Below are 13,047 nucleotides of genomic sequence, written 5' to 3'. Positions count from 1 at the left end.
GAAACGCGCGTTTCAGTTTGTTGGTTAAGTCCTCGATCGATTAGTATTCGTCAGCTGCACGTGTCGCCACGCTTCCACCCCGAACCTATCTACCTCATCGTCTTTGAGGGATCTTACTTGCTTGCGCAATGGGAAATCTCATCTTGAGGGGGCTTCGTGCTTAGATGCTTTCAGCACTTATCCCGGCCACACATAGCTACCCAGCGATGCTCTTGGCAGAACAACTGGTACACCAGCGGTGTGTCCATCCCGGTCCTCTCGTACTAAGGACAGCTCCTCTCAAATTTCCTGCGCCCGCGACGGATAGGGACCGAACTGTCTCACGACGTTCTGAACCCAGCTCGCGTACCGCTTTAATGGGCGAACAGCCCAACCCTTGGGACCGACTACAGCCCCAGGATGCGATGAGCCGACATCGAGGTGCCAAACCTCCCCGTCGATGTGGACTCTTGGGGAGATAAGCCTGTTATCCCCGGGGTAGCTTTTATCCGTTGAGCGATGGCCCTTCCATGCGGAACCACCGGATCACTAAGTCCGTCTTTCGACCCTGCTCGACCTGTCCGTCTCGCAGTCAAGCCCCTTGTGCCTTTACACCTGCGAATGATTTCCAACCATTCTGAGGGAACCTTGAGCGCCTCCGTTACTCTTTTAGGAGGCGACCGCCCCAGTCAAACTGCCCGCCTGACACTGTCTCCCAAGCCGCTAAGGCTTGTGGGTTAGAAGTTCAATACAACCAGGGTAGTATCCCACCGACGCCTCCCCGAAGCTGGCGCCCGGGTTCTCTGGCCCTACCTATCCTGTACAAGTTGCACCAAAATTCAATATCAGGCTACAGTAAAGCTCCACGGGGTCTTTCCGTCCTGTCGCGGGTAACCTGCATCTTCACAGGTACTATAATTTCACCGAGTCTCCTCGTTGAGACAGTGCCCAGATCGTTACGCCTTTCGTGCGGGTCGGAACTTACCCGACAAGGAATTTCGCTACCTTAGGACCGTTATAGTTACGGCCGCCGTTTACTGGGGCTTCGGTTCGCACCTTCGCTTGCGCTAAGCACTCCCTTAACCTTCCAGCACCGGGCAGGCGTCAGCCCTATACGTCACCTTACGGTTTTGCAGAGACCTGTGTTTTGCTAAACAGTCGCCTGGGCCTATTCACTGCGGCTCTCTCGGGCTATTCACCCTACCAGAGCACCCCTTCTCCCGAAGTTACGGGGTCATTTTGCCGAGTTCCTTAACGAGAGTTCACTCGCTCACCTTAGAATTCTCTTCTCGCCTACCTGTGTCGGTTTGCGGTACGGGCACCTCCCGCCTCGCTAGAGGCTTTTCTTGGCAGTGTGAAATCAGGGACTCTGAGGTAAACCTCTTGCCATCACTGCTTGATGTTATATAGAAACGGATTTGCCTCGTTTCTCATCTCACAACTTGGACGTGCACAACCAACGGCACGCTCACCTTATCCTTCTGCGTCCCCCATTACTCAAACGGCGGGAGGTGGTACAGGAATATCAACCTGTTGTCCATCGTCTACGCCTATCGGCCTCGACTTAGGTCCCGACTAACCCTGAGCGGACGAGCCTTCCTCAGGAAACCTTAGGCATTCGGTGGACGGGATTCTCACCCGTCTTTCGTTACTCATACCGGCATTCTCACTTCTAAGCGCTCCACCAGTCCTTCCGGTCTGACTTCAACGCCCTTAGAACGCTCTCCTACCACGGACATCTACGATGTCCATCCACAGCTTCGGTAATCCGTTTAGCCCCGGTACATTTTCGGCGCAGTGTCACTCGACCAGTGAGCTATTACGCACTCTTTAAATGATGGCTGCTTCTAAGCCAACATCCTGGTTGTCTAAGCAACGCCACATCCTTTCCACTTAACGGATATTTGGGGACCTTAGCTGGTGGTCTGGGCTGTTTCCCTCTTGACTACGGATCTTATCACTCGCAGTCTGACTCCCAAGCATAAATCACTGGCATTCGGAGTTTGTCTGAATTGGTAACCCGGGATGGGCCCCTAGTCCAAACAGTGCTCTACCTCCAGGATTCTCTATCTTGAGGCTAGCCCTAAAGCTATTTCGGAGAGAACCAGCTATCTCCAGGTTCGATTGGAATTTCTCCGCTACCCACACCTCATCCCCGCACTTTTCAACGTGCGTGGGTTCAGGCCTCCAGTAAGTGTTACCTTACCTTCACCCTGGACATGGGTAGATCACCTGGTTTCGGGTCTACAACTGCATACTCACTCGCCCTATTCAGACTCGCTTTCGCTGCGGCTCCGGCTTCACCTTAACCTTGCATGCAATCGTAACTCGCCGGTTCATTCTACAAAGGCACGCCATCACCCATTAACGGGCTCTAACTACTTGTAGGCACACGGTTTCAGGATCTATTTCACTCCCCTTCCGGGTGCTTTTCACCTTTCCCTCACGGTACTGGTTCACTATCGGTCACTAGGGAGTATTTAGCCTTGGGAGATGGTCCTCCCGGATTCCGACGGAATTTCTCGTGTTCCGCCGTACTCAGGATCCACTCTGGAGGAAATGAACTTTCAGCTACGGGGCTATTACCCTGTCTTGCGGACTGTTCCAGGTCGCTTCGCTTAATCCATTCCTTTGTAACTCCGTATAGAGTGTCCTACAAACCCCAGAAGGCAAGCCTTCTGGTTTGGGCTGATCCTGTTTCTGCCTGCCGCTACTTGGGGAATCGCATTTGCTTTCTCTTCCTTCAGGTACTTAGATGTTTCAGTTCCCTGAGTCTGCCTTCTCATGTGCTATGTATTCACACATGGATACTGCTCCATTACGAACAGTGGGTTTCCCCATCTGAAAATCCCCGGATCACAGCTCACTTACAGCTCCCCGAGGCATATCGGTGTTAGTGCCGTCCTTCTTCGGCTCCTAGTGCCAAGGCATCCACCGTGCGCCCTTATTAACTTAACCACTGAGGGTCAAAAATAAGTTGATCGCGAAGCGATCACGCTACTTTGATGCTTGTTTCTTAATCAATGTCGATCTATCCAGTTTTCAAAGAACAAGTTCGAAAGTCAATCCTTGCGGAGTGAACCTTCAAAACTGAACGCAAACGTCAACCCGATCCGAAGATCGGTTCCGATATAATCCTTAGAAAGGAGGTGATCCAGCCGCACCTTCCGATACGGCTACCTTGTTACGACTTCACCCCAATCATCTGTCCCACCTTCGGCGGCTGGCTCCCGTAAGGGTTACCCCACCGACTTCGGGTGTTACAAACTCTCGTGGTGTGACGGGCGGTGTGTACAAGGCCCGGGAACGTATTCACCGCGGCATGCTGATCCGCGATTACTAGCGATTCCGGCTTCATGCAGGCGAGTTGCAGCCTGCAATCCGAACTGAGAACGGTTTTCTGGGATTGGCTCCCCTCGCGGGTTTGCAGCCCTTGTACCGTCCATTGTAGCACGTGTGTAGCCCAGGTCATAAGGGGCATGATGATTTGACGTCATCCCCACCTTCCTCCGGTTTGTCACCGGCAGTCACCTTTAGAGTGCCCAACTGAATGCTGGCAACTAAGATCAAGGGTTGCGCTCGTTGCGGGACTTAACCCAACATCTCACGACACGAGCTGACGACAACCATGCACCACCTGTCACCGCTGTCCCCGAAGGAAAGCCTAATCTCCTAGGCGGTCAGCGGGATGTCAAGACCTGGTAAGGTTCTTCGCGTTGCTTCGAATTAAACCACATGCTCCACCGCTTGTGCGGGCCCCGTCAATTCCTTTGAGTTTCAGCCTTGCGGCCGTACTCCCCAGGCGGAGTGCTTAATGCGTTAGCTGCAGCACTAAGGGGCGGAAACCCCAACACTTAGCACTCATCGTTTACGGCGTGGACTACCAGGGTATCTAATCCTGTTTGCTCCCCACGCTTTCGCGCCTCAGCGTCAGTTACAGACCAGAAAGTCGCCTTCGCCACTGGTGTTCCTCCACATCTCTACGCATTTCACCGCTACACGTGGAATTCCACTTTCCTCTTCTGCACTCAAGTCCCCAGTTTCCAATGACCCTCCACGGTTGAGCCGTGGGCTTTCACATCAGACTTAAAGGACCGCCTGCGCGCGCTTTACGCCCAATAATTCCGGACAACGCTTGCCACCTACGTATTACCGCGGCTGCTGGCACGTAGTTAGCCGTGGCTTTCTGGTGAGGTACCGTCAAGGTGCCAGTAGTTACTTGGTACTTGTTCTTCCCTCACAACAGAGTTTTACGATCCGAAAACCTTCTTCACTCACGCGGCGTTGCTCCGTCAGACTTTCGTCCATTGCGGAAGATTCCCTACTGCTGCCTCCGTAGGAGTCTGGGCCGTGTCTCAGTCCCAGTGTGGCCGATCACCCTCTCAGGTCGGCTACGCATCGTGGCCTTGGTGAGCCGTTACCTCACCAACTAGCTAATGCGCCGCGGGCCCATCCTGCAGTGACAGCCGAAACCGTTCTTTCCGTGCAGCCTCATGAGAGGCCGCAAACTATTCGGTATTAGCACCGGTTTCCCGGAGTTATCCCGATCTGCAGGGCAGGTTGCCCACGTGTTACTCACCCGTCCGCCGCTAAACCAAAGGAGCAAGCTCCAATGGTTCCGCTCGACTTGCATGTATTAGGCACGCCGCCAGCGTTCGTCCTGAGCCAGGATCAAACTCTCCATTATAGAGTAGTATTGATTGCTCAATAGTTGCTGGCGTATCGCCGTCCGAAGACGCGATTCGCTTTGATCTGCATACGCTGATCAGTAGTTAAGTCACGAACACCAAAGTTCGGAATGGCTGATTGCCCCGATCGCCCAGGGCGACCATCGCAAAAGCCGTTCACGCGCCAAGGCGCTCGTGACGTCTTTCGTTGACGTTTTGCTGTTCAGTTTTCAGGTTCATGTTGTGCGCCTCTCTTGGCGACTTGACTAATATAGCACGCTAGAAAATCCCGTCAAGCTTTTACGAGAAACTTTTACTCTTCTTATTATAACGTAATATTCTTAATATTCAACTAAAAGATTATTACAGTTTTGAAAGGAGCTCGCTTCCTTTCATACAAATACTTCCCTCCTTCCCAATCGTTAATAATAATAGTGTATGTATATAGAAAATAATCATAAATGAACTACTTATCACCAATTCATTTAAATGGGTTTCCTACTATATAGAAGAAAGATTTCTTATGGACATAAAAAGCCGCCGACATAAGTCGACAGCTTCTATTAAGCAAGAAATATAAAATACAAAACGAAGATAACAAACAGTCCATACATGATAGGGTGGATTTCTTTCCTTCTTCCCGCGACCATCATCGTGATGGGATAGAAGATGAATCCGATTGCGATCCCGGTTGCGATACTATAACCGAGCGGCATCGCAATCATTGTGAGAAATGCTGGAACAGCAATTTCAAATTTGCCCCATTCAATCTGGCCAAGAGCCGACACCATCAAGACTCCGACGATGATCAACGCTGGTGCAGTTACTGCACTGGTGATGACTGATAACAACGGATAGAAAAGAATTGCAACCAGGAAAAGGATCCCTGTAACCACTGAAGCAAAACCGAACGCGCTCCAGCCGCTACACCGGCTGTCGACTCGATGTATGAAGTTGTTGTTGACGTCCCGAAGATCGCCCCACTCACTGTCGCAATTGAATCTGCAAGCAAAGCTTTTCCAGCGCGCGGCAATTTATTATCTTTCATTAAGCCCGCTTGGTTCGCTACTGCCACCAACGTTCCAGCTGTATCAAAAGTCTACAAACAAAATGTTAGGACGATGACAAGGAACTGAATGGTCATCAATGAACCTGGGTCGTTGAAGATCGGTTCAAGCGCAACACCGAATGTCGGCGCGAGGCTTGGAACATTCAAATCAATGATAGCAGTCGGCAAGCTGACTACTTGGAAGATCATCCCGACTACGGCAGCGATTAAGATTCCAAAGAAAATCCCGCCCTTCACTCCGCGGACCATCATGATCACAGTGATGAATAATCCGAAAATCGCGAGAAGAGCTGAACCGGTCGTCAAATCGCCAAGTCCAACAAGCGTATCAGGATTGCCTACAACGATCCCCGCATTCTGGAGGCCAATAAACGTGATGTAAAGCCCAATGCCGGCACCCACTGCATATTTCAGTTGAGCCGGGATGGCGTTGATGATTGTTTCACGAATGCCTGACAAAGTCAGCAGAATAAAAATCAATCCGGAAACCAGCACCCCGGTCAATGCAGTTTGCCAAGGCACTCCGTACGTAAGAACAACTGTATAGGAGAAGAAAGCGTTGAGCCCCATCCCCGGCGCTAGAGCAAGCGGGTATCTAGCAACGATTCCCATTAAAAGGCTGCCGATAGCGGCTGCCAAAGCTGTGGCCATAAATACTGCTCCGTAATCCATGCGAAGGGCAGGATCCAAATCAGGAATCGAGTCCATAGTCAGCGTCAACGGGTTGACCACCAAGATATAAGCCATTGCCAAAAATGTGGTTAAGCCCCCGATAAATTCCTGACGGTAGTTTGTTCCAAGTTCTTCAAACTGAAAATACTTCTTCATGCATGATTCCTCCGTATGCTTTTGTATAAGTCTACGCAAAAAAACGCATACAGCGATTTGCCGTATGCGTCCGATTATCCCCGTCCGAAAACAGAGAGTCCGCCTATTTTATAAGGCGGACAAAAAATCGTAGTCGGATCATTTACGGTGAACCGGTAGAGACTCTCAGGCCATATCCCTGAATTTATACGACAAGCTTATTTAATTTCATTTATAGAATACCACGATAGGTATGGAAAAACAAGACGAAACACGAACAATTATCTATTTTTTTAACTGAAAGTTCGTGAAATAGAAAAACGGCCGCTAATGGCAGCCGTTTGTTTCTATTCCCACTCGATTGTTGCAGGTGGCTTGCTCGTAATATCGTATAATACGCGGTTGATGTGATCTACTTCATTGACGAGACGGACGCTGATTTTTTCGAGTACATCCCACGGAATACGCGCCCAATCAGATGTCATGCCGTCGATTGAAGTAACTGCGCGGATACCGATTGCGTAATCATATGTGCGGGCATCGCCCATGACGCCGACGCTGCGGATATCCGGAAGCACTGTGAAGTATTGCCAGACGTCGCGATCAAGGCCGGCTTTTTTGATTTCATCGCGCAAAATCCAATCCGATTCGCGGACGATTTCAAGTTTTTCTTCAGTGACAGCTCCCATGATGCGAATGCCGAGGCCAGGGCCTGGGAATGGCTGACGCCAAACGATTTCATCCGGCATGCCAAGTTCGGTGCCGAGTGCACGCACTTCATCTTTGAATAACGTGTTGAGCGGTTCGATCAACTCAAATTGCATGTCTTCAGGCAATCCACCCACGTTGTGGTGGGATTTGATCGTTTGGGCAGTCGTTGTGCCGCTTTCGATAATATCTGTATAAAGTGTGCCTTGGGCAAGGAAGTCCATGCCTTTCAGTTTTTCTGCTTCATCGTCGAATACATAGATGAATTCATTACCGATGATTTTGCGTTTCTGTTCAGGGTCGCTGACGCCTTCAAGTTTTTTCATGAAGCGCTCGCGGGCATCAATTTTGATGACGTTCATATGGAAACCGTCTGCAAAAGTTTTCATGACGCTTTCAGCTTCCCCTTTACGGAGCAAGCCGTGGTCTACGAACATGCACGTCAATTGATCGCCGATCGCTTTGTGGATCAAGACGGCAACAACAGAAGAATCGACGCCGCCGCTTAGTGCGCAAAGGACTTTCTTGTCGCCCACTTGCTCACGGATTTTCGCGATTTCCAATTCGATGTAGTTTTCCATCGACCATTCGTCTTTCATGCCACAGACATCGAAGACGAATTGGCGCAGCATTTCGTTTCCGTAAACGGAATGGCGGACTTCAGGATGGTACTGGACTCCGTAGAGTTTGCGCTCTTCGTTTGCCATTGCTGCAATCGGGCAGCCGGGGCTTGTAGCGATGACGTCAAATCCAGGAGGTGCCGCTGTGACGAGGTCGCCGTGGCTCATCCAGACGATTTGTTCTTCTGGTACATCTTTGAAAATGGAGCTTTCTTTCGTCAAGGTCAATTCGGCTTTGCCGTATTCGCGGTTGGAAGCTTTTTCGACCTTCCCTTCCATACGCAATGCCATCAATTGCATGCCGTAGCAGATGCCGAGTATCGGCAGTCCCATTTCAAAAATTTCCGGATCGATGGAAAATGCATTTTCGTCATAGACGGAATTCGGTCCGCCTGAGAAGATGATTCCCGTTGCGTTCATTTCCTTGATTTCAGTCGCGGTAATCGTGTGCGGGTGGAGTTCGCTATAGACACCGATTTCACGGATGCGGCGCGTGATCAATTGGTTGTATTGGCTGCCGAAATCCAAGACGACGATTTTTTTCTGTTCCTTCAACATAGGGCTGACTGGCAAATCCTTCACCTCTTCTATTCGATTCAGGCCACAATATAAAAAAGAACGCGAAAAAATCACTCCTCGCGTTCTTGTCCTCTACGTTAAAAAGACGAATGCGCATGCAAATAAGCATGCGTCATCCGCCTTCATAGTCAAGTCATTTCCGGTGACTTGGTAGAGACATCCGAACCGTATCATCGGACATATATGAGGGCACTGTATTCTATAATTTTCTCAATTGTACAGGCTAGTGTTTTCAAAATCAACCGCTTGTCCGATTGATTAAATTTTCCCAACTTTCCTTCAGTTTCGGCCAATCAACTGATTCGGCGTCCCCGCCGTAAACGGATTTTTCATACGCTGCCGTCAATTCCGTCATCTCTTTCGTTCCATAAAATGAATCGACGTATTCGGCGTATGAACGCAATGTTTGACCCGGCGCCCGTTTTATTCCATAAAGCTCCAATTGTTTCAAGAGACGCAGATAGGCTTTTTCAAAAGTTTCTGCGCCCCCCTCTTTCCGGCGGTAATACGGAATCAGCACTTTGGGCAGCCATTTTTTACGGATCTTGAATAGCATGAATGCGAGCAGCAGCAAGCCGATGGTGGCTGCGATGAGCTTGCCTGCCTGTTCGGATACAAAAGCAAGGAAACGCTCACCCGCTGTCGGGCCGGCATTTGTTCCTGTACCGCCATCCGGTTGTTCAGGCTGTGCTTCGGGTTCAGGTTCAGGGCGGTCCGGCATCTCCTCTTCTTCCGGTTCGGAGGTATCGATTTCCAAATCAAAATCAATGGAAGAGGCACCGGTAAAGCCGATGGTCGGTTCGAACATCATCCAGCCCACCCCTGGCATATAAGCTTCTACCCATGAATGCGCGTTATTATTCGTGACTTCGTATACGTCGTAGCCATCCACTGTATCGATGACTTCCCCTTCATTGAAGCCTTTCACCCAGCGCGCAGGAATATCCAGCGAACGCAGCAAGACGACCATCGAGGTGGAGAAGTTATCGCAATATCCACGCTGCGTTTCAAAAAGGAATTGATCAACATAGTCTTGGTCTTCCGCAGGGACAGCGATGTCGCTTTGGCTATATTCAAAACCGTTGGTGCTGAAATAACGTTCGACCGCTTGTGCTTGTCCATAAACAGTGTCTGAACCGGCAGCGATTTCTTCCGCCAATTCCCCAACCCGCTCAGGCAATTCATCAGGCAATTGCAGGTAGCGGTCGTATTCCGGCGGCAGTTCAGACAATTCTTCTGCATTTGTTTCACGCAATGCTGTCAGGCTATAGGAAGGTTCGCTATAGAAAACTTCATAGACGTCCGGTTCAAAAGCTGCATTCTCCTGCAATGTGTCGAAACGCTGTTGAATCGGATCGTAACGATAATCCAATGTTTCTTCCATTAAGAAAGAAGCGGTCCCATAAGGATAGAGAACGAACGGGAATGGCAGCTGCATATCCACTAGGGCTGAGGAACGCTCCTCGTCTTCCGGCGGAAAATCTGTCGTAACTTCATCACCGTTTTGGTAAAGCTGCTCTTGTGCATCTTCTTCCGAGAGCTCCCAGCCCTTTGTCGTATAGACATCTTTCACTTCAACTTTCCAATATTGCCCTTCTTCGACTTCCGCTCTGAAGACAGTTGTATCATCAGAGACAAAAGAGCCGCCGAGCTGTGAATCATCAACGCCATAACCGATGCGCCCGACGCCTCCTTCACCGACACCGCCTTTTCCGGAATAAGAGGTGATGTACGGAACAGGGTCCGGCCAAATTGGCTCTGCTTTCGGTAAATAGAAAGCAAGTGCGGTTGAAGCGACCAACAGCAATAATAAGGGAATCGAAAAGACCAGCAATTTATCCGTCTTGGCTGCTGCTCCGTGACGTTCCATCCATCTGGCCAAATGCAATAAGCCTGCCAACAATAAGCCGATGACCATGATGCGGACAATCGCCGCATCGCCCGAATAAGGGCTAAATGTATCCAGAACGGCAACGAAAATGACCGTCAAAAGATAGAATAAGAAGATGCTCAGGCGAAAACTGACCCAATAATGGATAAGATAGATAGCCATCCACAACAGCGCAAAAAACAGGACGGTGCGAAATACATCAGTGGTCGCTTGCCAATCTTGGCTGAAGAGAGCCGATAAGCTGATGCTCGCCTGCTCCACGATAAAAGCCAGGCTTTCTGCCGTAAAAAATAGATTGCCGGTATAGACATACACAATAAACCATAGAATATAAAATAATTTCAGCGGGCCGGTGATCCACCACGGAACGTCGAAGAACGCCATAACGAGACCCAATGCCACGAAAGCTAAAAATAGCCGATGATGGCCGGTTTCGGTTAATTCGATGACAGGGCGCAGCCATTCAGACAACAGGAAAAACACCAAGATATACAATAAGCCCATAAATACTTTATTTTTTCCGATCGATGTCATGAACGGTTCGCCTCCATAAACGCCGAAGCGAAATTCTCTGGCCCGATAACTTTCACGTGGAAACCTTTAGATCTCGCATATTGATGGTTTTTTTCATCTTCCGGCCTGATCGACTGGCCTGCTTCTGTCACGACCAGGCACAAGCACTGGCTCAAGCTCGTTACGTTCCGCCGGATTTCATCGACCATTTCGCGTGACAATGAACCTGTCACATAGACTAGGCTCGACACGCGGACTTGTTTCAAATCCTGTCCGACAACTGCTTCGATCGGCCGGTCCAAATCATCCTGGACTTTCGCCAAATGATAAAGCGCACGCTGCAATTGTTCATCGCTTTGGATCAGCGGGAAAAAGGCGCGTGGCGTGCCGGCGGATAAATAGGCGACACTGGCATGGGATGCCACCACAGAAGTGAGAATCGAAGCGATCAGCTCGACTTGAATTTCGAAGCTTTCGGATGGGGACCGGTCATCAAGCAAGAACAAATCTTGCGATTGACGGTCTTCGAATTCTTTCGTGCGCATCGTCTGTGTTCGTGCAAACGATTTCCAGTGTATCCACGAGACCCGGTCTCCCGGCTGATAATCGCGGATACCGCTCGCCATCGTGGTATCTTTCACTAAAGTAAATGGCGCCGCGATCGAGCCTTGGTCAAAACTGGAACCGATCGGGCGGTACATCATTTCAACAGTGTTCGGATAAACCAGGACGGACTGGCGGGCTGGCAGCAGCTGGCGTTTTTTTACCCATCCTAAAAAATCGACGGTTTCTACCGTAACGCCTTCTCAAACATGTTCGCCTCTTGGCATTTCGCCGCTTTCATAAGTCCAGGAAAATTCACGGCAAAAACAAGGACACAGCAGCTGACGGCCTGCATCGGACATGCGAACTTTAAGCCGTGCAGACTGTGCCTGTTCCTCGAGGATGGTGTAAAGCAACGGGAACGGAAACGCCCGCCGAACGGTGACAGTGGCCGAAAAGCGGTGGCCGCTCCGCACTCGTGGCGTATGGACTACCCGTTCTGCGTGCAAATTCCGCAACGGATAGAAAGACAACAAGACAGAATAAAGAATGAAAGGAACAGATACGTAGAAAATGAACCAACTGACGAAGCCGCCTTGGAACATGGCGAATGAAAAAGTCAAAAAAAGCAGGATGAGCACAAATATCATCCTGCCCGAAGAACCTAAAATTTGTTTGACCCGCTTCATTGATTCACAAGCCTTTGTACAGGAACACGCGTCTTGGCAATGATGCGCTCTGTCAATTCTTCGGCTGTAATTCCATCATAGCGGGCTTCCGAACGAAGCATAATGCGGTGGCCGAAGACGAATTTCGCCAAATATTGGATATCATCCGGAGTGACATAATCACGCCCTTTGAGCATGGCATAGGCTTGAGCCGCTTTCATCAAGGCAATCGAACCACGCGGACTGACACCAAGATAAACATAAGGATCGCGGCGGGTTTGGGTCGCGAGTTCTACAATATAGGTACGGATTGTATCATCCACGCGAATCGTCCGCACTTCTTCCTGTAATTTAAGCAATTCTTCCAAAGTCAGCACCGATTCAAGTTCTTCGATTGGCGGAATCGACTGGGAACGGGTCAATACTTCGATTTCTTCTTCCCGCGTCGGATAGCCCATTTTCACCCGCAGCAAAAAGCGGTCCAATTGCGCTTCCGGCAATGGATAGGTTCCTTCGTATTCAATCGGGTTTTGGGTCGCCATGACGAAAAACGGTTTGGGAATCTGCATCGTCACACCATCTGTCGTGACTGACGCCTCCTCCATCGCTTCCAATAACGCGGACTGCGTTTTAGGTGACGTCCGGTTGATTTCATCCGCCAAGACGATGTTGCCCATGATCGGGCCTGGGCGGAAATGGAATTGCATGTCTTTCGGGTTATAGATGGAAACGCCTACTACGTCTGAAGGCAAGAGATCCGGTGTGAACTGGATGCGCTTGAAATCCGCTCCGACTGATTTTGCCAAGGCCCGGACAAGCATCGTCTTGCCGACGCCCGGAACATCTTCAAGCAAAACATGGCCATGCGATAACAAAGCGACCAAACTCAACTCGGCGATTTCGCGTTTTCCAATAATCACTTTTTCGATATTATCTATGACTTTTCCTAATCGTTCTGTCGCTTTCATATCGGTTCCTCCTATATAAGTGAAAAAGGTTTTGA

The 13,047-nt window shown here is 49.9% G+C and carries 5 protein-coding genes, 2 rRNA genes, 1 pseudogene and 2 riboswitches; all 8 genes and pseudogenes read right to left on the bottom strand.

Annotated features, from left to right (window positions below):
* Nucleotides 1-20 precede the first annotated feature (20 nt).
* The 8 genes and pseudogenes from CW734_RS05990 to CW734_RS05960 all read right to left on the bottom strand — a co-directional run bounded on the left by CW734_RS05990 (nt 21) and on the right by CW734_RS05960 (nt 13,012).
* A 23S ribosomal RNA gene (locus tag CW734_RS05990) occupies nt 21-2,937 on the bottom strand.
* Between the two features lie 184 nt (nt 2,938-3,121).
* A 16S ribosomal RNA gene (locus CW734_RS05985) occupies nt 3,122-4,666 on the bottom strand.
* The 16S and 23S rRNA genes sit together here, the layout of an rRNA operon.
* 543 nt (nt 4,667-5,209) lie before the next feature.
* Nucleotides 5,210-6,543, bottom strand: a pseudogene (locus CW734_RS05980) (NCS2 family permease).
* 110 nt (nt 6,544-6,653) lie between these two features.
* Nucleotides 6,654-6,755, bottom strand: a riboswitch (purine riboswitch).
* Between the two features lie 114 nt (nt 6,756-6,869).
* Complete coding sequence (guaA, locus tag CW734_RS05975) at nt 6,870-8,408, bottom strand: glutamine-hydrolyzing GMP synthase (RefSeq protein ID WP_101189849.1); 1,539 nt, start codon at nt 8,406-8,408, stop codon at nt 6,870-6,872.
* Between the two features lie 126 nt (nt 8,409-8,534).
* Nucleotides 8,535-8,636, bottom strand: a riboswitch (purine riboswitch).
* A gap of 31 nt (nt 8,637-8,667) precedes the next feature.
* Nucleotides 8,668-10,854 (bottom strand): transglutaminase TgpA family protein, encoded by a 2,187-nt coding sequence (locus tag CW734_RS05970; RefSeq protein WP_101189848.1) that lies wholly within the window; start codon nt 10,852-10,854, stop codon nt 8,668-8,670.
* On the bottom strand, nt 10,851-11,537 hold the full coding sequence (locus tag CW734_RS18695) for a DUF58 domain-containing protein (protein WP_232787181.1): 687 nt from the start codon (nt 11,535-11,537) through the stop codon (nt 10,851-10,853). Before CW734_RS18695 ends, CW734_RS05970 begins: the two co-directional genes overlap by 4 nt.
* Nucleotides 11,538-11,639: 102 nt before the next feature.
* Nucleotides 11,640-12,017: a hypothetical protein gene (locus CW734_RS18690; protein WP_232787180.1), complete on the bottom strand. Its 378-nt coding sequence runs from the start codon at nt 12,015-12,017 to the stop codon at nt 11,640-11,642.
* Between the two features lie 44 nt (nt 12,018-12,061).
* Nucleotides 12,062-13,012 (bottom strand): AAA family ATPase, encoded by a 951-nt coding sequence (locus tag CW734_RS05960; protein WP_101189847.1) that lies wholly within the window; start codon nt 13,010-13,012, stop codon nt 12,062-12,064.
* Nucleotides 13,013-13,047 lie beyond the last annotated feature (35 nt).

Origin of the sequence: Planococcus sp. MB-3u-03 (assembly GCF_002833405.1) — a bacterium.
Lineage (GTDB): Bacteria > Bacillota > Bacilli > Bacillales_A > Planococcaceae > Planococcus.
The sequence above is the reverse complement of the archived record's forward strand: the minus strand, read 5'-3'. Positions and strand labels throughout refer to the sequence as shown.

What these genes read in the sequence shown, in the direction of transcription:
- CW734_RS05970 (WP_101189848.1), bottom strand. Translation starts at nt 10,854, where the DNA reads ATGACATCGATCGGAAAAAATAAAGTATTTATGGGCTTATTGTATATC.
- guaA (WP_101189849.1), bottom strand. Translation starts at nt 8,408, where the DNA reads ATGTTGAAGGAACAGAAAAAAATCGTCGTCTTGGATTTCGGCAGCCAA.
- CW734_RS18695 (WP_232787181.1), bottom strand. Translation starts at nt 11,537, where the DNA reads ATGATGTACCGCCCGATCGGTTCCAGTTTTGACCAAGGCTCGATCGCG.
- CW734_RS05960 (WP_101189847.1), bottom strand. Translation starts at nt 13,012, where the DNA reads ATGAAAGCGACAGAACGATTAGGAAAAGTCATAGATAATATCGAAAAA.